This is a genomic window from Methanoplanus limicola DSM 2279, from assembly GCF_000243255.1.
GTDB classification, from domain to species: domain Archaea; phylum Halobacteriota; class Methanomicrobia; order Methanomicrobiales; family Methanomicrobiaceae; genus Methanoplanus; species Methanoplanus limicola.
Window position 1 is genome coordinate 430,975 of record NZ_CM001436.1, and the last position, 23,950, is coordinate 454,924.

Sequence of the window (23,950 nt, forward strand, 5' to 3'; positions counted from 1 at the left end):
TTTTTATTTGCAGAACGTCATTGACAATATAATACTGGATTTATCATGAGCTACGATGAAGAGAGAAATTCCGAATTAAAAGATAATGCAGAATCAATAAATATTAAAATAATAACCCTTGAACAGGAACTAAATTCAATAGCCGGAAGGGACTATAAACATTTCTGGGAGGGTGTAAAGGATATAAATGTTCTATTCAAAAATACTCGCCTGGAATCAGAAGATCGTGAGTATTTGTGGAAACTCCACTGTTCCATTTGTGAAAAAGCCAAAAATATTCAGGAAGAGAAGACTAAAAAAGCAATCACAACTATAGAATCTGAACTATCAACACTTGGATTTTATTCTTTTATAGAACCATACGGAGATTTTTGGAAAAAATCAAAAGAAATCCCAACTATTTTTAAAAGAGAAAGTCCTCTTCCAAAAGAAGAAAGAACACGCCTCTGGGAAAAATATCAATCCCTTTGTGAACGGGTAAAAAAAGATCAGGCAGATAAATATAATAAAAGGATTCGTGCATCCGAACAAAAAAAATCAAATGTTCTTGATTTAATAAAAGATGCACATTTCCAGACTCAGGGTTCCAGAGATATGCGAGAGCTGCAAAATGCCAGAAATTATCTGAACAAGGCACTGGAAGTAATGAAAGATAATTATGTGGGAGATTCCATATCTGAGCAGTTATTTCGTTCAGAAATTAAACTAACTAAACAGGACAGGGAAATCTGTTGGAAAAAGTGGACATCTGTAAGTGATGAAATCAGGTATAAACGTGAAGACATCTGGAAAAGTAATTATAATCATTTAATCTCAATTGCCGGAAATGCAGTAAGAGCAGCAGAGTGTGATGACCTGCGTGAAGCGAGAAATCTTGTAAAAAGTGTCCATAACCTGCAAAAGTCCAAACCGGTAAATGATTCTCAATATAAAGATATTCAGTCTGTGCTTCAAAGGGCATGGGATATTGCAGCAGCAAAATCAGAGAAAAAACGTGAAGATTTTTCCCGGCTTGTAGATAACAAAATCAAACATCATACAGATCAAATAAATGACCTTGAAAGCAGAATTGCCCATCACCGAAGACAAATTGATGCCTGTTATGATAAAATCAGAAGTGCATATAATGAAAATCATATACGAATGATCGAGAATGAATGGATTCCTGAGCATGAAAGAAAAATCTCACAGTTTCAGTCGTACATCAGGGAACATGAAAATCAGCTTTGTGAATGGAAATCAAAAATTTAAATTGTAAAATATATAAGTTATAATTACTCATAGTTAAATTAATGACTATAAATCCGGTTCTTTTTGCATCCGAAATTAAAAAACAGCATTTTAGATACCAGACAACTGCATTTCCTCTCTCTGACCCTGAACTTTATCAACAGGTAAAGGAGATGCTATCCGGAAATAATTCAGAAGGTTCTGAATTATTAAAAGGTCCTTACGTCTCAATATCCCGTCCTTTTGCAGAAGGTGAGCTATTAAGTGAACTTGTTTCACAGAAAAAACTTCATCCGGGCGTAGCACATATTGCAGAACATCCAAGGATGTTTTCCCATCAGCAGGAGACATATGATGCCATAACCAGCGGAAAACACTGTCTGGTTTCAACCGGAACAGGTTCTGGAAAAACTGAGTCTTTTCTATACCCCATACTTGACCACTGTTTCCGGCTGAAAGATGAAAACGCACCACCCGGCATAACTGCTGTAATTGTATATCCAATGAATGCCCTTGCAATAGATCAGCTGGAGAGATTAAGAGGACTTCTGGCAGGGACCGGAATCACATTCGGAATGTATATAGGTTCTACAAAACGCCGCCGTTCAGATATTGTAAATACAGAAAGAATGCAAAACGGAGAAGGGCGAGCTGATTTTGAGAAATATCGTATTAAAAACAAAAATAATCCCAATATCACAATAATTCCCTTTGAAGAAAAAGCATCCGTAGAAGAAATAAGGGAAGAACCACCAAGAATTCTCCTTACAAACATAAACCAGCTTGAATATATTTTAACCCGTCCACAGGATTTGGCAATAATTGAAGACTCCCTACTCAAGTATATTGTTTTTGATGAAACCCACACATACACAGGTTCAAGAGGGGCAGAAGTTGCTCTGCTCATAAGACGCCTTCGTGCATTTGCAAACAAAAGTGCAGATGATGTATTGTGCATTGGTACAAGTGCAACTATTATTGATCCTGATGCCGGAACAAAACCGGGTGCAAAATTCTTCAATCGTTTCTTTGGAGTAAATCCTGATAATATAGAGTTTATACAGGAAAAATACATTGAATCAGATTATCCAGAAAAACTAATGAAAACAAGATCCATAGGAAATGGTGCACCTGAATTATTCAGGCAGACCCTTGAAGCAATAAATGATATTTCCGCACCAAAAAAAGTTTCAGGAATATTAAGAAAACTGGGACTTGAAGAAATTTCAGATGAATCTAACTGGAAAGAGGAATTATACGATATTCTTCTTAAAAGTGATATGCTCCATGCAATTGAAACTTCACTTACTTCGTCAAAGCATCTATGGAATGCAACACATGATATCTGGGAGATGTTAAAGCGACCTCTGCCTAAAAGTGAAGAGGAATCAGCTGAGGTTTTGATATACCTTACTCTTGGTGCTACAGCGGAGAAAGATAATCATCCTCTGATTCGTCCTCAGATACACTTCTTCATCAGAGGTCTTGCCGGAGTTGTTGGAACATTAAGAGAATCAAAAGATGGTGAAACTCCGGCAAACATTTATTTCTCACACCAAAAGGCAGAAGAGGCTAACCCTGATCCCAATCTTCTCCCAACCGGAATATTCCCTGTAGTTTCCTGCCAGAAATGCGGTCAACACTTCTTTGAAATTAACATTGAAGATATTTCTGAAGATGATGATGGTCTTCTTGGAGGAATACAGGAAGGAGATAATATATTCTGGCCACCTGCAACAGAAACAGAAGGCGCAAAAGTTACATTTACAAACCGTTTTGTTAGTGAATCAGAATCAGAAAGCGAAGATGTAGGAAACAGTCTTAAGAATAAAAGAGAATTGGCTTACATCTGCCGTTTTTGTGGAGCGATTCATAAAAAAGAATCGAAAGAATGCCTCAATTGCCATATACAGCACCCTGTAGTTTCTATATTTGTTATAAAAAAACATGGTTTTATAAAAAAATGTCCGGTTTGTCGTTATGGTGCTCCGGGTAAAAACAGGTCCTCATTAAGGCCACTATCAGCAGTCCAGGTTGCAGACATTCACATTCTTACTCAAAGTATGATAAATGCTGAAAGTGCTGACAACAGAAAACTGATTTTATTTGCTGATAATCGGCAGGATGCCGCATTTCAGGCTGCCTGGATGACGGACCATGCAAGAAGGTATCGCCTGAGACATCTCATATTTGAATTGATTAGTAATAGTCTTAAACCGCTATCCATAGGAGATCTTGTAGAACAGCTAACAAAAATATTTGAAGAAAATAAGGAACTTGGGAAGGCATTGGCAACTGAGGTTTATGCCAGAAATGTTGAAGAAGGATATAGCTCTCGTATAAAAGACGATATGAAAAAATACCTTAGAATAACAATTCTAAGAGAAATTGCCACAAGTTTTTCACAAAGAGATAACCTTGAGACATGGGGTAAACTTAAAATATCCTACTTTGGCCTTGAAAATTATCCAGAATCGGTCAAAGATTTTGCTGAAGCATATAATCTAAAGGAAGAAGAGACAATTAATTTAATTGGAAGTGTTTGTGATTATCTCAGACGCTCAAAAATATTATGGGACCCACAAGAGCCAATATTTAGCCATTACTGGAGTCAGGGAATGGCAGATGTTCAGAGAAAATTCCTGCCATATATAGATTTACCCCCAAAAGGAGTTAAATTAGAACGTGAAACTGATGACAGAAAAGGATCTGTGATGGGCCTTACCTCGTCAAGAGGACGAACAACACTCATGGATTTTGTAAAGAGAATTGGAGTAGATGATGAATTATCAAATCAAGTCATAGAGGACATCTGGAAACTCCTGACTGAAGATCTTAAAATTCTCGTTCCGGTTAGTCTGAAGGATGGAAGAGGGAATCAACTTCCGGGAAGTACAGGAGTCTATCAAATTGATTCTGCAACTATAGGTCTTTCCTCTCAGAACGAAAGGTACAGGTGCACAAATTGTAACAGGATTCATACACGAAATACGCCTGGCAATAAATGTATGAAAATATACTGCAAAGGAAATCTCGTTCGTGAGAATCCACCAGAAGAGGATTATAACGTAAGTCTCCTAAATCAGGACTTCATGATGGTAATTCCAAGAGAGCACACTGCGCAGGTGCCCGCTGATGAAAGACACACTTATGAAACTTCATTTAAAGATCCAAAGGGTTCAGTAAACTGTCTCGTTGCAACTCCTACTCTTGAACTCGGAATTGATGTCGGCGACTTAGATATGGTTTTAATGAGGAATGTACCACCTTTACCTTCAAATTACTGGCAGAGGGCCGGGAGGGCAGGCCGCCGTCACAGAATGGCAGTAATCTTTACATATTGTCTCAAAAAGCCTCATGATGACTACTTTTTTGAGGATCCGATGAGGTTACTTGGAGGTACGATATATCCACCGCAAATAAACCTAAAAAATCCAGTAATGATTGAAAAACACATTCATTCTGCAATAATATCTGAGATGATTCTTGCAGGAGAGCATTCTGATTCAGAAACAGCTGCAAAAATAAAAATAATACTTAATGAATGTCTTCCACCTTATATCAAGGGATACCTGTTTGAAAATGGTAATCTTATACGAAAAATTCCTCCGGATTTAAAGCATCTTGAAGAACTGACTGATAAATTCCATGAAAAAATTCTAAACCGTATGAAAAAGGTATTCTTAGATTACTGGCCTGATGAGTTTAAAGATGATGTCTCAGACGAGTCACTCGAAGAATACCTTAATCTATTCGTTCAGAGTCTGAAAGAAAATGTCTCAATAATACACAAAAGACTCTTGTGGGCTAAGCAAACCAGGGATAAACTCACGGAAAAAGAAAGAGATGTATCACAACTTGATGAAATGGAACAGAAGTTACTGTCCCGTTGTAGAGACTATATAAGATCTCTTGAAGAAAAAAAACTGGAGAATTATACATTAAATGTACTTGCTAACGGTGGTTTTCTTCCCGGATACGCCATTCATCAGGGTTCTGTAAATGCTTTTGCATCTGATACTTATACATATAGCTGGAACAGAAGTCAGTTTGAATTGTCCAGACCTGAATCTCTTGCTATCCGTGAATTCGTTCCCGGAAATATGATTTATGCAAACGGTGGTAAATATAGAACAGTCTGGTATCATTTACCATTTAGTGATAAAAGAATTGAGCCAGATAAATATATTGTAGACACTAATACTTTCAGAGTTCTGTTAGAAGGAGAAATTTCTGATGGGTACGCAGCCGATGAAGAAATTGGAATTCCAGGTATTGCAATTTGTGACACAGAACTTGGTTTTATCTCACTTGTATCTGACGAAGAACAAAACCGGTTCAAGATGCCCGTCTCAATGGGCGGAATTATTCAGAAAAATCACAATGGTATTGATAACTATAATGTAAAGGAGCAGGATTTTTCACATCATCATAGCCAACATCTAAGGTTAATAAATATTGGTCCGGCTGATAAGGTTGCAGAAGGTCAATTAGGATATCCAATTTGTCTTGTCTGTGGAGCTTCAAGATCACCTTATGCCTCCGAAGCAGAGATTAAAAATTTCATTGAAATGCATAAAAAAAGTTGTGGGCATGAACCTGAATATTTCTGTATTACTGCGGATACAAAGGTTGATGGATTGCTTTTCAAGGACCTTGAATCATTTTCAGATGCAGTAAATCTGGCGGAGGGCCTTAAAGCTGGTGCAAATATTTCATTAGAGATGGACACTAACGACCTTGATTATATTATAATAATGCAGAACGAAGATCAGGCAGAAGTATTTTTATACGACCCTATGCCCGGAGGCTCCGGAATTCTTGACCAAGTACTGGAACAGTGGAATAAAATAATCAAACACGGAGTTAATGCTCTTAGAAACTGCCCAAACAATTGCGAAAGTAGTTGCTATGAATGCTTAAAGTCCTATGGAAATATGCACCATCATAAGTATCTGGACAGGTACAGAGCAATTGAATTGCTGGAGGATATAAATGGACCAATTTCAAAATTCGGAACTATACCTCCAGCTATTGAAGATGAAGCTACTCCAAATGAAGGTGACAATACAAATACTGCGGAGATGAGATTTTCACAAATCTTAGAAGAATATAATTTCCCAACATTTGTAAGTCAAAAAGAGATTGATATACCCGAACTGAATTTAAAAACCATCCCTGATTTCTATTATGAAGATTTAGAAGGAGATGTCAAAATTGCAATATATCTTGATGGATTATCAAGAGAAATTCATGGTAATTCAGAAAATTATAGAAGAGATGAATTTATAAGAACTGTTTTGCGTTCTAAAAAATATTCTGTTGTTGAAGTATCGGCATCTGCTTTAGATGACCCTGCTATATTAAAATATAAATTGCTGGAAATATCAATGCCTTTAAATAATAAATGACTTGAAGACAAAATTTATCTGCTATGAAAACTTCGGAAAAAAGAAAATTTTAATTTTTTATTACAGTCATAAAAACTTAAGTTTAAACGCTCACGATTCCCGGCCTCGTTTCACTCAGCCGTGAACGGTTCGCCGTTTTCCTCGCTAAGCTGGATTAGTAACGCCCAAGTGACTCCGGGTTCCCAGGAGTCCCTTCGGCTGATCTACTATCACCACTGCACCTCCTGCTGCGGCAGAAGCCTATGCCTCAATACTTCACCCTCTCCAAACCCCCTCAACCTTTTTCCCAATTCTAATCCCAACCGGAGAAAAACATACATCAAAACCAACTCTCTCCTCAAAAACTCCGGCCCAAAGCAGCTCCCGGACTAATCCGGCACAACTAGCAGAACCGGAAGCACCAGATGCACCAGCATATCCATCTCTCCCGCAGTCAACAAAAACCCCCTGCCCTTCCAAAACCCCCAAAACCTCCTCTGAAGTTACCCGGCCCTTAAACCTCCGGCCCGCTCACACCTAACCAGAAGCAGGGAAGAAATAACCGGCATTATCCGGCATCAGCAGAGATACCAAAACACTCCCCAAGAACTCCGGCAACTTTGTGCTGCAACATTATCCGGCACAAAAGAGTCCAGGAGATCAAGGCGCCGTTTATTTTTGGTATATGAAGATGAATAAGTGGAGATTTTCCGGATATCTTCAAAGGTCCTGAAAAATCAAAAGTCAATTGAAAAAAATAGTGGCTAAAACCGAATTTAAAAGAACGGGGTGCTAAAAAAATGAATTTTCGCACACAAATAGTCCAACATGTTGATTTCAGGGCTTTTGCTGAAATCCTGCTAAAAGTTATTTTATTCTAATGAATCGTTTGTGATCTGCAATCGTAATATTGTTATTACGAATCTAATCCTTCAAGAACACGCCAGACTTTCCGGTAAACATCTCCCTTTTGAGGTCCCAATGCACTATTCCAATTTGATTTATCCATAACTCGTAATTTACTTCTGACACTTTGAAGGGGTTGTTTAAGGTCCTGTTCCATATGTTCTGCAAGAGGAGAAGCAGCCGCTCTGGGGATGCCAAGCAGACGTAAGGTAACAGCATCGTTATTATTTACACCATAGTAAATGTACGATGGGAGATTTCTCAGTGTCTGAAACTCTTCATCCTCCATACCGCCCCCGGTAATTGAAAGTAATGCACCTAATCCCCATGCAGCAGTCTGATTTAATTTACCAAACAGATTCTGACCGCATTTTGTCATTGCGGTATTAACATCCCGTTTCCCATCCATGAAATAACAAGAGGCGATGTCCTGAATAGAATTACCATTCACCCAGTCTTTAATAATCAGAGAAAGTTTATCTCCATCAGGAATATCACCACCGGTTGCTTCCTCTAAATTTTTCCGTAGTTCAGGAACTTTGAGTAAAATGCCCATCATTCCCTGCAGGTCCTTATTATCAGGATTAAATAATGATTCAGAATCCCACATAGAATTTAGGATTTCTTCTTTGCTGGCTGATTGTAAAACCGAATTTATACTTTGCAGTGAGAAACCGGTGCTATCAACTAATTTCAAAGGCTGACCTGGTTTTTGAAGATAATCTGCATAGTTATAGATTCCATTTAGTAACTGAGATGCAAGTTCAGGATTCTGCTTTCTCAGTTTATCAAATCCAAAAGTTCCACGCAATACCTGTTCAACTTCATCTGCAAATCTTTCAGGCTTTCCTGTTTGATTATAGGAATGAGCAAGGTACTGAACAAAAGAAGACCATTCAGGATATTTATATACTATTTTTTTGAGGTCCTTTAATTCTTCATGAGCTTCCGTCGCTAAAGCTATAAGTGCTGAATTGAGTTCTGATTCCTGTCTATTTATGAATAACCGGAGACTTTCGGCCTTATCAGCGTCATCCGCAACTAAAGCAACAACACCCAGACTTCCCTGACTAATTCTCCCGGCCCTGCCTGCTATATTCCAGAAGTCCTCAGGGGGCATATCTTCACCATATGGATACTGGTGAGATGCCATGATTACACCAGTAACCGGAAAGTTTACACCCTGTGCAATTGTTGTGGTCGCAACGAGAAATTTTAATTCATTTTCTTCAAACAGCCATTCCATTAAAGCCCGGACATCATCAGATAAACCAGCGTGATGTACACCTACACCATATGATAATAAATCAATTAAGGGATAATCAGCGCTATACTCAAATTCAAGAAAATTCTGAACGAGTTTAATCTTCTCTGATGGTGATGAACATTTATTCTCACTTATTTTAAGTTTTTCTGCCAGCGACCATACATGATCGGGCCGCGTATGCATCACTATTACAGGTCCTCTTTTTTGCAGTTCCTGTGCGGTCACAGCAGCCAATGAGCTTTGATTTGAGACTTTACTATATGTTTTAGCTATTTCCTCATTTTTTGGTAAAATTAGTAGATCATCGACAGAAAGCGTCTGTCTCGTAGTATGGATCGTTTCCATGCCAAGGTGATAATCAAAACTCCTTTTATTCAGAGCCTTCCCTTCGACAGCCTGAACAATTCCAATGACACGATCATTTGGTTGCCAGTCCAGTGCAAGGCTGATATCATCAGAGTTTTGTCCTCCAAGCCACCGTGCAACCTCTCCGGCATTTTTAATAAATGGTGTTAACAAGAGAAACTGTGCATTCTGACATTCACTATTAATGGTTGCAAGAAGTAACTCTAACCTTAATCCCCGGCGAACACTCTGAATGTTATGGGCTTCATCAACAACAACAAGTGTTAGAGGACGACTTATTTTTTCCTCCCACCCTTGCCGGAGCATTAAGTCAAGTTTTTCAGGCGTAGTAACAAGTACACGAAATGCTTTATTCTGATCACTCTGCTGAAGTAATTCAGCCTCAACACAGTCAACTTCCAATGCAGGACTAACCTGTTCTACAAAAATACCAAGCGGCTCAAAATCACGCCGCAGTTGTCTTGCAATCTGATTTACCAATGTCCGTGTTGGAACAAGATAGGCCACCCAGCCACATTCATGATCATACTGATTAAGTGCCTGGAGTATGCGGAATTCTGCAATTAAAGTCTTGCCGCTTGAAGTTGGAAGACTAACCACCACTGCCCGCCGACTTGAACCAAGTAAACCCTTTTCTGCAAGGGCACGGCGCTGAGGAGGGAGCATATCAAAGATAGCCTTATCTCCACGACCTCGTTCGACCAAAGTTTTTACAAACTGTGTCACGCGGGAGTTAACTGCCCTTGTCACTGTCCAGATACAGTTCTCTGCCATTTTGGTTGAGCATGAAGCAAGAAGCCGGGCCAAAGGTTCCAGTTCTAACAACTGTGTGTCTTTGCATACGGCAAAAACACGGTCAAAATGCATATTTAATAGGTTATCAACCTGGTACTTCCCATCGACAACGCCATCGGTAATATAATGGGCAAATACTTCTGCTGCTTTTGCAAGATGATAAAGCCCTATTAATTCCAAAGCAGATGATTTTGCATATACAGGGTCCTGACCATATAAGTAATCCTTTTCAAACTGAACCTGTGATTCGCGTAAAGCTGAAATCCTTTCTAAGACAAGATCACGATCAGTCCAGCCATTTTTACGGATCAGGCGCAGCCATACGTCAAGAATTGTAGCCCAGGTACGCTCACCCCAGTCATCTGATTTTAGGGGTAAATCCGGCCATTCATCCTCACGCAACAGTCTTGCAGCGTCTGCTCCCATCTCTCCCAAAACTGCAAGAGAGCTGGCACGCAACAATAATTTTGCAGCTTCAACAGGTTCTTTTGGACGGGAGAGAACACGCATGAGACGGAATGCATCAGCTGCGCAGCTCTGAAGTTCATCTTTATTTTCAGAACTATTGCCATTCAGTGTTAGATCAAGGACTACCATTTCCAGCACTTCAGCAGTATGCCGGATGAGTTCTTCATCTCCATTAAATGGAACATCACGAAAATCCCGTTGAATCTGAATATAATTAGCCTGTGTAAGAGCTTCTGCTCTTTTATCGCCCAAAGTATTCAGCAACCAGTGACTCATGATTCACACCCGTTAATATAATCTGGCAATTCTTTGACGGTACATGGTAAATATATTGCAATTAAATGGCATGTAGTTGGATCCTGAAGTATTTTAGATAACGCCTTTCCTCTGGATCTTAGGTCAAGTTGATTGGGCGTCGTATCACGGATTAATACACCATAAAGTGACAATGCCTTATTTCCTGAATTAAGAAGACATCCTATGGCTTCATTAAAGGAGGACTCGTTAACTGTATTCCTGCACCTGAATAACAGCCATCTTAACAATCCATTTAGCAATCCAGGATCGGATGCTAATTTATCAATTTGGTGTTTCATCCCCGATCTGCCGTTCATAACTCCGGGTGGAGTCTTTTTATCGGATGATGTTTTTACTTCACCCAGAACAAAACGGACTTTACCATTATTAATCTGAAAACCAATTAGATCTGCTCCCGGAAGACTTGCTTTAGGTGATCTCTTATCTCTCTTCATGTTCCAGGGCCAGATGACATTGTGATGCTGGCTTAAATACGCTTCAGCTAAGGCCTCTCCAATTGCCCATTCTCTCTCTTCAGGTATTTCTGCTTCCAATATCTTTCTTAGGCTATCTCTTTCAAATTCCGTTGATGCAAGGCCACGGAGGTGGGACTCAAACTCTTCTGCCCCCTCTTTGTCATGAAGGCGGGAAGCAACTTCATTTGCCATGAACGAGTCAAAAGATGCTCCTTTTTCCAGATTGATCCCGTGCCATATTACCTGCTGCTGATTATCATCATAAAGGACAGTAGTTGTAATCATCACTTACAAACTCCTGTTCAGATGCTCACAGTATAATATCCACACTATTTCTACCGATTTCATCTATTGACCTTTTTCAAATAATCTAATTTGCCAAAGAAAAAACTCAAACATGTCTTCTTTGTTCTCAGTATATTTTATTATTAATTCAAAATAAGATCTATTTTTTTGAAAATTTTAATGACCACAACACCTGTAATGATTTAATTTTTATTAATCTGTCAAACATTCGGGTGACATCAGATAAATTTACCGATATAATCGCAATATTGAAATTTGATTAATTATATGTACCATATATTTGTGCCCAGTCATTACAAATTTAATTATTGCACACCCAATTATTCTCACCCCCTCCAAAAACCCTCAACCTTCTTCCCAAGCCTTATCCCAACCGGAGAAAAGCAGACATCAAAACCAACCCTCTCCTCCAAAACTCCGGCCCAAAGCAGCTCCCCGCCGCAATTCCGGCCATCAACAGAAACACCCTGCCCTTCCAAAACCCCCAAAACCTCCTCTGAAGTTACCCGGCCCTTAAACCTCCGGCCCGACCACACCGACCAGGCAGCAAGGAAGAAATAACCGGCATCAACCGACACACCAAAACACTCCCCAAGAATTCCGGCAACCTTATCCGGCAAAAAACAGTTCAGATCGTCAAGGCGCCGGCAGACAAGATCAACCTTTCCAAATGCCTCAGCCTCAGCCTCTGCTTTTTCATCTTCTCCGGCACCCTTTGCCTTTTTTTCATCCTCTCCGGCATCCTCTTCATCCTCCGCTTCTCCCGCTTCTTTCGCATCTCCCGCCTCATCAGTCCCATTTGCCTTAGCCCCTGCCTCCTCTGCCCTAACCTCCTTCTTTTTCTCCTCCCTCTCCTTCCTCTCCTTTCCTTCCCCGCCGTCTTCATTTCCGGAATTATCCATAGCCTCAAAAACTTCTTTCCCATCCGGACAAACAAAAGGATCTCCCATCTTTCCGGCCAGCATCTCCCTTACAACATCCCTCATAACGTCCCGCAGGATCTCCGCCACACCGGAATTATCAATCACAATCGTCCTGGCACCCGGATCATAATACCTGGATAAAAACGAAAAGAAAAGACCAGGACTATCCTTAACACCCGGAAGCATTGCCAGAAGTTCATTCCTCATAAAAAAAGCAGAGACAGACTGCGAAGAATTCCGGGCATCAAACTCCACCCTCAAAAGTTCCCCACGCCGGTACATCCGGAAAGCCGGAGTCGTCCCGTTTGGCGGCTCAAAGTACAGCACACCATCGGGCCGGAAGTACAGCTCAGTCACAGAGACCATAGCATCAGCCAGAACTGAATCTTCAATGACAACAGTAAGCTCATCCCGTGAAAGCCTCTGAGGATGGCGAATCCTTAAGAGAAGGGACTCCAGAAAGCCGGCATCAAACTCCCCTGCAAACTCAGCCTTAACCCACTCACAGATCCACTCCAGATTAAACGGCTCATCCGAATAAAAGACAACAGAATCATAGCCCAGGTGAAACGACAGATGATCCACCCGGATGTAAACATTCCGGCCCCGGACCTTAACATCCCAGCCCTCGCTACCGGCACGATCAAAAAGAGCATTCCTGAAAACCAAATCCACCAGGACAAACCCGACAGCATCCCGCTCAAGAGAACAGAAAACAAAAGGGCAGTCAGAACAGGCCGGAAAAGTGCCATTACCATAGCTGTTGCCACCTCGATTTAAAAAAGAAGGACAATCCTGCCCTAAACCAGAACCCAAATTAGAAAAATGTCCCCTATCAGTACTAAAATGTCCTCTATTATGTCCCCTATTGTCATCATAATGTCCTCTATTGTCATCATAATGTCCTCTATCGTCATCATAATGTCCTCTATTGTCATCATAATGTCCTCTATTAACATCATATCCACCGGAAACGCACCCCTTTTTCCCGGAAAAAGCCCCTCTGTCAGGCCCTCTGCATGTCCCCTTTTCACAGCCAGAATTATGAGTAGTAGTAGCAGCTGAAGAAGAAGCCGAAGAAGAAGAAGCTGAAGCCGAAGAAGAAGCAGCAGTAGTAGTAGTAGATGAAGAAGAAGCTGAAGCCGAAGAAGAAGCAGCAGTAGTAGCAGCTGAAGAAGAAGCTGAAGAAGAAGAAGAAGAAGAAGAAGCAGCAGATGATGAAGAAGCTGAAGCCGAAGAAGAAGCAGAAGTAGTAGTAGATGATGAAGAAGCTGAAGCCGAAGAAGCAGCAGCAGAAAGATCATCCTGGGCCGGCGCACCTGCCCCATCACACCCACACCTCCGGGAGTAAACAACCGACCTCCCCCTCCTCTCACAGACAACATCCGGCATGAGAGACAAAACCCGGCGTACATGCCTCTGAGTATGGCCAACAACCCTTCCAATCTCCATAGACGAAAGGCAGGGCTCACGCTCAAGCAGCCCCCGGATCTCATCCTCAGCGGACATCTAAACAGATCTGACTAATTCAGAACTTCCGGCAGTCAAATCCTGTCATAAACCGGTCCAAACCTTGAAAAGATCTCAACAAACCTCTTCCGATTCTTCCCGATATAAAAAATTGCGGATGGAAAAGGCGCAGGCCCGTCAATCTCTGAAAACCTCAGCCGGCCCTTAACACCACACCAGATGAAATTACTGCCCATATAGTGAAACCACCTGGAATCAGTCCTGGCAGGAACAAGAACAATCGCCTCCCTTACGTAACCAAGCCGGTATTCATCCCGAAGATAAGCAATCCACCGGGCAAGACTATTGCCATAAGGCGGATTTAAGAAAACCCTGCCCTCCCAGTGAACCGACATCCCGTTATCCCAGATGGTATAATGCGCCCTGGCAGGAATGTTTGGACAGTCCTTTGATTCAGCGCAAGGGTCGATATCAATAACCCCCAAAACCTCTAAAGATGCCTCCACAATCTCCGGCGGAGTAGTCCATTCATTCTTCGGGACACCGCGGATACCCTTCTCATTCGGAGGTTCATTTGCGAGGGTACGTTTTAATAAATCATTAGAGTCTAATACTTCTCTGGCAGCCGGATAGTCATATACTGTAGTGGGTGCTTGACAATTTTCCTGGCTGCCGTCTATCGTTTTTCTCTTATTTCCTCTATCTCTCTGCATTTTTCATCTCCTTTAACAAGAATCCATATTCCAAATTCAAACATCCCTTCAGCAACTCCCGCTTTATCATATGCAGGATACTTAATGCGAAAGGCCCGTAAATCATCCTCAGTAATAATTCTTGGATAACTATCTCCCCTGTCCATCATTATTCTCCAGTTCAATCTGTCTTCTTGTTGCAAACCGGACAAAATCGGAGAAAGATATGTAATCACCTGTTTTCACGCAGAAATTTATCCGGCTGATCTCATTTTCTGAAAAGCGAATGCCTTTTGTTACAGAACCTTTAATTTTCTTATCATGGCCCATAATTTATCATATGACAATCACATTTATAAACTTTGTCGAACAAATAACGATTTTAAGTTAAATTATTAATGTTTGTTGTACAATGGTTTAACAGAGGCCAAATGGAGAAGGTAAAGATGACAGAAAAAACGGAGAAAGAGAAGAAAGTTCAGACAAAAAATGTTGGCGTGCGGATGCCCCTGGCACTGTGCGAAGAGATGGATAAATTAGTTGCCGCAGGTAAATTCTCAAACTATTCAGACATTATCCTCAGTCTGCTTAGAGATTATCTGGTTAGGGAAGAGATGAAGAAAGTACAGATTTCAGAATTATCCGAATTTTTCAGGTCTGATGACGGGAGAGAATTAATCTCAGAACTTGTAGATCAGGAGATCTACAAAAGGGCCGTTGAATCATCTATGGCCAGAAGATAATTTTCTTCCTAAAAACCTGATTTAACCACTTATTTGAGATTTCAGGTTTTTATGAATCATGAATATGACAAAGATATGCTAAAAGAATTACTTAGAGAAATTCCGGTCAAAGAGGAGATATCAGCCATAATCAGCGATATTTTCTCAACAAAATTGGGAGGTAACGGGAGCAATAACCCTATTCTGAAAAAAAGAAAACAAATAAAATAATAAAATGATGATTTATCATCCGTGAGCTGGCATCCGGCTCATTTTTTCTTCAATCGCTTTGTCAATCATAGCTTTGAGTATCTCCGGATGTTCATCTACATCCTTCTCCATTGCCTCGATTTTGTTTTTGGCTTTTTCAGTTAATTCAAGTCCGCAGGTACTGCAATACGCCGACATAGGACTGTTTATTGTATTGCAGTGCCTGCACTGGACCGGCTCAAGACTCTCTTTTTTTGCAGCCTTTGAGTCTGACCTGGCAAGGCCATAATTTCTCAGGAGTTCGTTGTCAATGTCGCTTCCGGTCAGGTGGGCATATGTATCAAACATCTTTGTTGTAAGGCTTCCCCACATCATAAGCTTGATAACGCTTTCATTCACTCCGTCCGTTATCAGGTGGGTTATTCTTGAGTGCCGGAATACATGGGCGGTGATATGCTTTTCAATGCCGGCCCGATTTCCAATCCGCCTGAGCTGCGATGTAATCATTCCATGGCTGAGGGCATTGCTCTGCCGGGTGATAAATACCAGGTTCTCCCCGACCGGATTGAACGGATAATCCCTCTTCCATGCAGCGAGGTACTCTGTTGCCATTATCAGCCGGACATAACGGGGCTTTCCGGTTTTGAAATTTAAGTTTACTATGACACCATACTGATCAAAGACCAGATCTTTCCAGGTCATGGTTGCTATCTCACCAATCCGAAATCCCCCTTCGTAAAGAGTCATTATAAGGGCACGGTCCCGGCTCCTCTGGCAGGCATTCATCATTGCTGATATCTCAGTTTTTGTCATGAGATCGCCGGCCTCTTTGGTCATGGTGTCCTTTTTTGGGATTTTGATTTTTATCAGTTTTCTCTCCGGAATTTCAGAATATTCGTTTTCTATCATCCAGGAGTAGAACTGTTTCAGAATGGCAATGAAGTCAAGGATTGTGTTGTGCTTGTAGGGTTTGCCTTTTGTGGATTTTCCTTTTTTCAGGGAGTCTATTCCGTCATAGAGATCTGCAATTGAGTTGTCTCTGAAAGGCCCTATGAATCTTCTCCATCCGATTAGGGTAAATACCAGTTTGTTTTCCCGGCCTGTTTTTATGTTGTCACAGGATCTCTTTTCGGCTATGAATTCTCTTATCAGCCGGACGTCATCATCAGACAATAGATCTGATAATAATCCTCTCTGAATAGACTTTGCAGAGTATTCAGGTTTGATTAAATGAAAACTAATGTCTTCTTTAGTGGGTGCTTGTTTAAGCATAAAATATTGTTGAAATTAGTATTATAAAAAGGGTTTGCCGGATTTGAACCTGACGGACGGATGCGAGAGGCAGGATTCGAACCTGCGAACTCCTACGAGAATAGGCCCTGAACCTATCGCCTTTGACCAGGCTTGGCAACTCTCGCACAATTACCTACATAAGTTGTAGCTTAAGCTAATTAAACCTTGGTTTTTTATTTTACGATAAAACCCCGATCTGCCCGGTAATAAGATATAAACCAAATAAAAAAAGTCACAAATAAAGTTAAAATTTCAGCAGATATAAAGGGCGCAGTGAACAAGAAAATAAAAATTAATATGAGAAATTATTCCTTTCCGGCAGGTTTCCTAAAACCGCTCTCCTGAACATGCCTCTTATATTCCATATCGCGAAGCTCATTCCTCTTGATTTTTCCTGAAATAGTCTTTGGAAGATCCTCTACAAACTCAATCATACGCGGATACTTATAAGGTGCGGTCGTTGTCTTGACATGCTTCTGGATCTCCTTAACCAGTACCTCAGAAGGATCATAACCATCCTTCAGTATAACAAAAGCCTTCACAACCAGACCTCTTATAGGATCAGGCGAACCGACAACAGCAACCTCCTTAACGGAAGGATGCTCCATAATGGCAGACTCAACTTCAAAAGGCCCGATCCTGTAACCGGAACTCTTAATTACATCATCATCACGGCCGACAAACCAGAAATACCCGTCAGAATCCATACATGCCTTATCTCCGGTATAATAATAATCACCTGAAAAAGCGGCCTCGTTCGCTTCATCATTGCCAAAGTACTCCATAAACATCCCGACAGGCCTCGGATTGATACAGACTGCAATCCTTCCGACATCACCCGGAGCAACCGTCTTACCATCCTCATCATGAAGCACAATATTCCATCCCGGAGACGGCCTGCCCATCGAACCGGGCTTCGTCTTCATGCACGGAAAAGTACCGATACAGAGCGTAAGTTCAGTCTGACCATACCCTTCGTAAATATCAAGACCTGTACCTTCCTTCCAGACCCTGATAACCTCAGGATTGAGAGGTTCGCCTGCACTTACACAGTGACGCAGAGGTGTCAGGTCAAACTTATCCAGATCAGCCATAATCAGCATACGGTAGATAGTCGGCGGGCAGCAAAACGTTGAAACCTCATACTTCTCCAGAATAGGCAGAATTTCGGTCGCGTTAAACTTACCCCTTATATCATATACAACACTGCATGCTCCCTGGATCCACGGCCCGAAGAACTTGCCCCAGGAAGACTTCGCCCATCCGGTATCTGACAGAGTCAGATGAACATCATTCTTCTTCAGATCAAGCCAGTACGCACCGGTTGTAATATGCCCGAGTGGAAGTGCCTGATCATGGAGCACCATCTTCGCCTCACCCGTAGTTCCGGATGTGAAATAGATCACCATAGGATCAGACGACCTCGTCTTCTCAAGACCCGTCACAACAAGTTTACCGGAAACAGGCGCAGGATAATCCAGCTCAACAAGATAACTCACCCAGCCCTCCTTCCGGCCGTCAACAACAAGCCTGGAGTTCAGAGACGGACATTCACGACAGATCTCCTCAATCTTAGGTGCATTCTCCATATCAGTGATCATCATCCTGATTCCGGCGGCATTGATCCGGTAGACAAGGTCCTTGGTAGTGAGCATAGTCGGGCACGGGACAAAGACCGCACCCAGTTTAATACATGCAACAGCGAAGAACCACCATTCAGGCACACGCGGAAGCATTATCGCAACCCGGTCACCCTTCTTAATGCCGTACTTAAGAAGCATATTCGCCGCCTCATTGGAACGGATCATAATATCCCTGAATGTGAAAATCTTCTCATACCCGCTCTGATTGACCCAGATCATCGCCTTCTTGTTCCGGTCAATCTTTGCCCAGGCATCAATAACATCAAAACCAAAATTGAAGAACTCCGGGACATCAATAGAGAAATTACTGCACAACTCCTCATAATCAGTCATATTCGGTTCATCAACCGGAATCTGGGAACGGAGATGAAGGAGATCATAAAGACTCTGACCGCCGCCGGGAATAACTGACCTTTCGGCCTCCCTGCCGCACGCCTGAGTAATCCATTCAGAACGCGAGACATTTCTGAGATCTGAGATATCGTCAATCTTCTTCACCAGATCATCATCCATAGTCACAGAAAATCGCACCATACCAGAATATTTGGTGGTGCAAGATATATAGATTATCTCACAAACAAACACCACGGAAGAAAAACTCGGGACAATAAAGCACATCTAAGTCCAGAGATATACAAAAAAAGAGAGATGATCACATTGCAATATCATATTAACCAGACAAACTATAATAAAAATAATAAATAATTCTCTGTCCTTTAAACCGGAACAACACAAATATCATATGAAATATCCAATATACAAAAAAATGAAACAGACCAGTAAAATGCGCAGGAGGTAAAAATTTGGGAAAAAACAGAATACTGGTTGTGGAAGATGAAATAATAATCGCAATGGAGATTAAGGCAACTCTGAAAAAACTGGGATATGAAGTGCCCGGAATTGCAACAAACGGAATTGATGCAATAGATCTCTGCAGAAAGACAGAACCTGATCTCGTCCTGATGGACATAAGGCTGAAAGGAGATATGGACGGAATCGAAGCCGCAGAAAAGATAATGGGGCTTTATGACACACCCATAATATTTCTAACCGGAAATTCAGACGAAGAGATCGTAAACAGAGCAATCGCAATAAACCCCGCAGGATTTTTAATAAAACCATACAGGGAAAGGGAACTCTTTGGCAATATCGAGATGGCAATCTACAAAAACAAGATAAAACAGTCAGTAGAAACTCCAAAAATAATTAAAACAGAAGAGATAACAGACATCATCAGATATTTCACATCACCTGTAATCTTTCTGGACAGCGAAGGCAGGATCTCAGAAGTCAGCAAAAAAGCTGCACTGATAATAGGAAAAAAACCTGAAGACCTGAAAGGAATACCTGCACAGGAGATATTTATACAGAAAAACAGCAGTGATGAAAATTCAGGACCGGAAAAAAATCTGACATATCCCCAGGAGATCAGAATCAAAACCTCAAGGGGGATAAAGAAGGCACTCCTCCTCACAGGATTTTATTATGACCGGACAAACGATAAGATACGCCAGTTCATAGAGATATCAGACAGAAGGAAATATCCGGAAGAGAAAGAGTCAAAAACAGAAATTATTCCCGACATACTGGACACAATAGACGATAGCGTATTTGTACTCACCAGAAACCTGAAAGTGCTGTACACCAACCGGAAATTTGACAAATTTGCAGATAATTTAAACGCAGGAAAAATACAGCCCGGAATGCCGGCATATGAAATACCGGGAATAAAATCAATAATAAACCCTGACGAATACGTGGAAACCATCAGGACAGGCAATACCTACTCCGGGAGACGAAGGATAAAGACCAGGACCGGATTCCTCCTGATGGAGATAATAATATATCCGGTCATAAAATCAGGCAGAGTCACAAGCCTGATTGTATACCTCAGAGATGCAACAAAAAAAGACGCAATACTAAATTATTCCGAAGAGATCGATAAAAATATTACAGAGATAGAGGAGAGCATCTCAAAGATAACAGCACTCCTCGATAAGGTAAACAGTCCGATATTAAATATAATCAATATCGCAAAGGGGGAATCCGGCCTTAAAATAACACAGATAATGGACAATGCCTCAGAGGCATCAGAGGCATTATCGGCAATTCAGCTCCAGACAGTCAGATACGAGGATGCAATGAATACAATGAGACATATGGGCAATAAAACACGGGAATGGGATGAAAAGAGAAATAGGTGAAATTACTCAGACAGAACTTCATATTAACGTAATTCCCGACAAATCCCCTCCAATGAACCATCTGACATCCAATTCACCCATTATCCAAAAAAGCCGGAATTTTGGTCATGAAAATACTTCACAACCGGCAATAACATCCACAAAATATGAACTACTGCTCTTTTCGGGCTTTTTTAAACTTCTGAAGCTCACCCTCTCTAAGCTCATTCCTCTTAATCTTACCGGAGAGAGTCTTTGGAAGCTCATCAACAAAATCAATCAGCCGCGGATATTTGTACGGTGCAGTTATCCTCTTGACAAACTTCTGAATGTCCCTGACAAGTTCATCTCCCGGTTCAAAGCCTTCATTTAACACAACAAAAGCTTTGACAACCATACCCCTGATACGGTCAGGGGAACCGACAACAGCCGACTCCTTCACTGCCGGATGTTCAAGGAGAGCCGACTCAACCTCAAAAGGTCCGATCCTGTAGCCGGAACTCTTAATGACATCATCATTTCTGCCGACAAACCAGAGATAGCCGTCATCATCCCTGTACGCCTTATCTCCGGTATAATAAAATCCGTTCACAAAAGACTCGGCATTTGCCTCATCATTGTCAAGATACTCCACCAAAAGACCGACAGGCTTTGGATTCAGAGATATGGCAATCCTGCCTTCCTCATAATTACCAACCGGTTTTCCATCGTCATCATGAAGTTCGATATTCCACCCGGGAGAAGGTTTACCCATAGAACCCGGCTTATTCTCCATACACGCAAAGGATGCAATGGCACAGCATGTCTCGGTCTGACCGTATCCCTCGTGTATTGTGAGGCCCGTACCCTCCTGCCAGACCCTGATAACTTCCGGATTTAAAGGTTCACCTGCACTGGTGCAGTGCCGGAGTTCAGAGAGATCGAACTTTGAGAGGTCCGCAAGTATGAGCATCCTGTATATAGTAGGCGGGCAGCAAAAGCTCGTAACCTCATATTTCTCAATAACAGGAAGAAGTTTTGTAGCCTCAAACTTACCCCTCACATCGATGATAAGAAGGCATGCCCCGGCAATCCACTGGCCGAATATCTTGCCCCACGCACATTTTGCCCACCCGGTGTCCGAAGATGTGAAATGAACGTCATTTGGTGTAAGATCATGCCACAGTTCCGCCGTAACCTTATGACCAAGGGGATAGCTGTTGTCATGAAGAACCATCTTTGCCTCACCTGTAGTTCCGGATGTGAAATAGATAAGCATTGGATCGTCAGAACGGGTTCTGTAATCAGCAGGCATACTGACAGATTTATGAGAAACAGGTGCAGGATAGAGAAGTTCAAACGGAAAGCTTGCCCAGCCCTCAAGTTCACCGTCTGCCAGAAATCTTGAACGGAGTGTAGGGCACTTGTCGCAGATCTCGTTTACCTTCGGTGCGTTCTCAAGATCAGTTATGACCATCCTGAACTTTCCGGCATTTATCCTGTACTTCAGGTCCTTTGGTGTAAGAAGGACAGGACAGGGGCATACAACAGCACCAAGTTTTATGATTGCAGTGACAAATATCCACCATTCCGGAATCCTCGGGAGCATGATAAGAACACGGTCACCCTTATTGATATTATATTTAAGAAAGATATTTGCGGCCTGGTTGGAGAGGTTCTTCAGATCCCTGAAAGAATACTTCTTCTCATGCCCTTCCTGGTCCACCCAGATCATTGCAAGCTTATTCCTGTCAGTCTCGGCCCAGTGATCGATTACATCATATCCAAAGTTGAAATATTCAGGGACCTCAATTTTATAATTTGCCTTTGTCTCATCATAATCCATCATATTATGAATTCCGGAAGTTTTTCTGTTTTTCCGGGAGTAGCTCTGTGATTCCGGATGTTTTTCACCGGACCTGGCCCTGGATACCTCGCTTTCCGATATTCTCCAGAGGCGTCCGACCTTCATACCCTTCATAGTGCCGTCCCTCAGCCAGGCATGAACAGTCCGCGCCTCCACTTTTAAATGGTCTGCAACCTCCTGCGGCGTATAGAATTTCTCATCATTGTAATCCATGTCATAAACATCTGCACCAATGTAATTTAATGTTTGTTTATGTATGTCGACCAGACATATCAATGCAGAATCCCGGCTGACAAATATCAGTCCACTTAAGTATCAGTCTGCCGCAGGTCACCCGGATATAAGAATCAGGAACTCAAACGACATTGCCATAAACTGACAGAGCAACAAGACAGACATAAAAATACATTGTCACTCATTTAAAACATCCGGAGATCACAAAAGAACACCACATATAACCGAAGAGCCAAAAAACCATAATCTCAGATAATATGTCATTTATCCGGCGATATTAAGCAGAAGCGGGGGACAGGCCGGCTGAGATGGCCACCCCATTTTTCCGGGTCAAAACAATTAATATTATGGTCTGATGCTTTCAATTGAGTAAGCAATGGCTGAGAAGAGTTACGACTCACTTAAGATTGAAAATATTGTTGCGTCCGGAGAAATCGCAAAAGAGATGGATTTGCAGTCAATTTCAGAGAACATTGATAATTGTGAGCTTAATACAAAGAGATTTCCAGGGGCTGTATTAAGGATAACTGTGCCAAAGATTGCGGCTCTTTTGTTCTCCTCCGGAAAAGTTGTTCTGACAGGGATAAGGAATAATGAAGACCTTGAAAAAGGGCTTGATATCATTATAAAATCACTGAAAGAGAACGGAGTAGATACATTTGACGTGCCCAATGTCAAGGTTACAAACATTGTATGCTCATATGACATGGGAAAACCGGTAAACCTGAACAGAATCGTTGTCACGCTGAACCTTGAGAACATTGAATATGAACCTGAACAGTTCCCCGGACTTGTTTACAGGATTGAAGAGCCAAAAATTGTTGCACTTATATTCTCATCCGGAAAGATAATCCTGACCGGCGGAAAGAATATGGAGGACATAAAGAGCGGCCTTGATGTTCTTGAATCAAAACTTGACAGCATAATGTAATGAAGAAGACAAAACCAATAATTTTCTTAGATCAAAAACCTGCATAAGAGCAGGACAATCGTACATTTTATTAAAATTCCGGAATAATACGGAATGATTTTAAAAGCTGCAGAAGCGCGGCTGTTCACTGTGACTTTTTTTTACACCACTGTAACTCACAATTAATAATTTGTAATTCACAATTCACAATCCACAATCCACAATTCACAATTCACAATTCACAATTCACAATTCACAATTCACAATTCACAATTCACAATTCACAATTCACAATTCACAATTCACAATTCACAATTCACAAT

17 protein-coding genes and 1 tRNA gene are annotated in these 23,950 nt (G+C 41.4%); 7 read left to right on the forward strand and 11 right to left on the reverse strand.

Annotated elements, in window-relative coordinates; genetic code table 11:
- The first annotated feature begins 45 nt into the window (after positions 1-45).
- On the forward strand, positions 46-1,251 hold the full coding sequence (locus METLIM_RS02020) for a hypothetical protein (protein WP_004076190.1): 1,206 nt from the start codon (positions 46-48) through the stop codon (positions 1,249-1,251).
- A 41-nt stretch (positions 1,252-1,292) separates the two neighbouring features.
- Entirely contained in the window at positions 1,293-6,641 is a 5,349-nt protein-coding gene (locus METLIM_RS02025) for a DEAD/DEAH box helicase (RefSeq protein ID WP_004076191.1), read from the forward strand.
- 255 nt (positions 6,642-6,896) lie between these two features.
- Here METLIM_RS02025 and METLIM_RS02030 read toward each other — a convergent pair whose 3' ends face one another.
- The 7 genes from METLIM_RS02030 to METLIM_RS02065 form a co-directional block, all read right to left on the reverse strand.
- Positions 6,897-7,109, reverse strand: coding sequence for a hypothetical protein (locus METLIM_RS02030; protein ID WP_004076192.1), 213 nt, complete (start codon positions 7,107-7,109; stop codon positions 6,897-6,899).
- A 427-nt stretch (positions 7,110-7,536) separates the two neighbouring features.
- Complete coding sequence (locus METLIM_RS02035) at positions 7,537-10,674, reverse strand: DEAD/DEAH box helicase (RefSeq protein ID WP_217177996.1); 3,138 nt, start codon at positions 10,672-10,674, stop codon at positions 7,537-7,539.
- Between the two features lie 20 nt (positions 10,675-10,694).
- The gene (locus METLIM_RS02040) at positions 10,695-11,480 is read right to left on the reverse strand and encodes a hypothetical protein (protein WP_004076194.1); all 786 of its coding nucleotides are present in this window, start codon (positions 11,478-11,480) and stop codon (positions 10,695-10,697) included.
- A 347-nt stretch (positions 11,481-11,827) separates the two neighbouring features.
- Complete coding sequence (locus METLIM_RS02045; RefSeq protein ID WP_004076195.1) at positions 11,828-13,240, reverse strand: hypothetical protein; 1,413 nt, start codon at positions 13,238-13,240, stop codon at positions 11,828-11,830.
- A complete protein-coding gene (locus METLIM_RS16400; RefSeq protein ID WP_157202209.1) occupies positions 13,225-13,800 on the reverse strand; it encodes a hypothetical protein in 576 nt (191 codons plus the stop codon). The genes METLIM_RS02045 and METLIM_RS16400 overlap by 16 nt, the downstream gene beginning before the upstream one ends.
- Before the next feature lie 168 nt (positions 13,801-13,968).
- Positions 13,969-14,607, reverse strand: a complete 639-nt coding sequence (locus METLIM_RS15345) for a DNA N-6-adenine-methyltransferase (RefSeq protein WP_004076197.1) — start codon at positions 14,605-14,607, stop codon at positions 13,969-13,971.
- On the reverse strand, positions 14,571-14,756 hold the full coding sequence (locus tag METLIM_RS02065) for a hypothetical protein (RefSeq protein ID WP_157202210.1): 186 nt from the start codon (positions 14,754-14,756) through the stop codon (positions 14,571-14,573). Before METLIM_RS02065 ends, METLIM_RS15345 begins: the two co-directional genes overlap by 37 nt.
- 276 nt (positions 14,757-15,032) lie before the next feature.
- Between METLIM_RS02065 and METLIM_RS02075 the strand changes: the two genes are divergently transcribed.
- Both METLIM_RS02075 and METLIM_RS16405 read left to right on the forward strand, forming a co-directional pair.
- Entirely contained in the window at positions 15,033-15,329 is a 297-nt protein-coding gene (locus METLIM_RS02075; RefSeq protein ID WP_004076200.1) for a ribbon-helix-helix domain-containing protein, read from the forward strand.
- 51 nt (positions 15,330-15,380) lie between these two features.
- Entirely contained in the window at positions 15,381-15,539 is a 159-nt protein-coding gene (locus METLIM_RS16405; protein ID WP_004076201.1) for a hypothetical protein, read from the forward strand.
- 15 nt (positions 15,540-15,554) lie between these two features.
- On the opposite strand, the gene METLIM_RS02080 is transcribed toward METLIM_RS16405, so the two are convergent.
- From METLIM_RS02080 to METLIM_RS02090, 3 genes are all read right to left on the reverse strand, one after another.
- Positions 15,555-16,691 carry a tyrosine-type recombinase/integrase gene (locus METLIM_RS02080; protein WP_245543572.1) on the reverse strand — a complete coding sequence of 379 codons (1,137 nt, stop codon included), beginning with the start codon at positions 16,689-16,691 and terminating at the stop codon, positions 15,555-15,557.
- Between the two features lie 160 nt (positions 16,692-16,851).
- Positions 16,852-16,936: transfer RNA gene (locus METLIM_RS02085), tRNA-Leu, on the reverse strand.
- A 180-nt stretch (positions 16,937-17,116) separates the two neighbouring features.
- On the reverse strand, positions 17,117-18,988 hold the full coding sequence (locus METLIM_RS02090) for an AMP-binding protein (protein WP_004076203.1): 1,872 nt from the start codon (positions 18,986-18,988) through the stop codon (positions 17,117-17,119).
- Positions 18,989-19,257: 269 nt separating this feature from the next.
- Between METLIM_RS02090 and METLIM_RS15960 the strand changes: the two genes are divergently transcribed.
- Positions 19,258-20,658, forward strand: a complete 1,401-nt coding sequence (locus tag METLIM_RS15960) for a response regulator (RefSeq protein WP_004076204.1) — start codon at positions 19,258-19,260, stop codon at positions 20,656-20,658.
- Positions 20,659-20,809: 151 nt separating this feature from the next.
- Here the strand turns inward: METLIM_RS15960 and METLIM_RS02100 are convergent, their stop codons facing one another.
- Positions 20,810-22,696 (reverse strand): AMP-binding protein, encoded by a 1,887-nt coding sequence (locus tag METLIM_RS02100; RefSeq protein WP_004076205.1) that lies wholly within the window; start codon positions 22,694-22,696, stop codon positions 20,810-20,812.
- A 43-nt stretch (positions 22,697-22,739) separates the two neighbouring features.
- On the opposite strand from METLIM_RS02100, the gene METLIM_RS17490 reads away from it, so the two are divergent.
- Positions 22,740-22,862 (forward strand): hypothetical protein, encoded by a 123-nt coding sequence (locus METLIM_RS17490; RefSeq protein ID WP_281034211.1) that lies wholly within the window; start codon positions 22,740-22,742, stop codon positions 22,860-22,862.
- A gap of 231 nt (positions 22,863-23,093) precedes the next feature.
- Complete coding sequence (locus tag METLIM_RS02105; protein WP_004076206.1) at positions 23,094-23,648, forward strand: TATA-box-binding protein; 555 nt, start codon at positions 23,094-23,096, stop codon at positions 23,646-23,648.
- Positions 23,649-23,950: the final 302 nt, after the last annotated feature.

Bases quoted from the DNA above. Each gene is read 5' to 3' on its own strand.
- METLIM_RS02090 (WP_004076203.1), bottom strand. From the start codon at position 18,988: ATGGTGCGATTTTCTGTGACTATGGATGATGATCTGGTGAAGAAGATT.
- METLIM_RS02105 (WP_004076206.1), top strand. From the start codon at position 23,094: ATGGCTGAGAAGAGTTACGACTCACTTAAGATTGAAAATATTGTTGCG.
- METLIM_RS17490 (WP_281034211.1), top strand. From the start codon at position 22,740: ATGTCGACCAGACATATCAATGCAGAATCCCGGCTGACAAATATCAGT.
- METLIM_RS02040 (WP_004076194.1), bottom strand. From the start codon at position 11,480: ATGATTACAACTACTGTCCTTTATGATGATAATCAGCAGCAGGTAATA.
- METLIM_RS02025 (WP_004076191.1), top strand. From the start codon at position 1,293: ATGACTATAAATCCGGTTCTTTTTGCATCCGAAATTAAAAAACAGCAT.
- METLIM_RS02075 (WP_004076200.1), top strand. From the start codon at position 15,033: ATGACAGAAAAAACGGAGAAAGAGAAGAAAGTTCAGACAAAAAATGTT.
- METLIM_RS02020 (WP_004076190.1), top strand. From the start codon at position 46: ATGAGCTACGATGAAGAGAGAAATTCCGAATTAAAAGATAATGCAGAA.
- METLIM_RS16405 (WP_004076201.1), top strand. From the start codon at position 15,381: ATGAATCATGAATATGACAAAGATATGCTAAAAGAATTACTTAGAGAA.
- METLIM_RS15345 (WP_004076197.1), bottom strand. From the start codon at position 14,607: ATGCAGAGAGATAGAGGAAATAAGAGAAAAACGATAGACGGCAGCCAG.
- METLIM_RS02065 (WP_157202210.1), bottom strand. From the start codon at position 14,756: ATGATGGACAGGGGAGATAGTTATCCAAGAATTATTACTGAGGATGAT.
- METLIM_RS02100 (WP_004076205.1), bottom strand. From the start codon at position 22,696: ATGGATTACAATGATGAGAAATTCTATACGCCGCAGGAGGTTGCAGAC.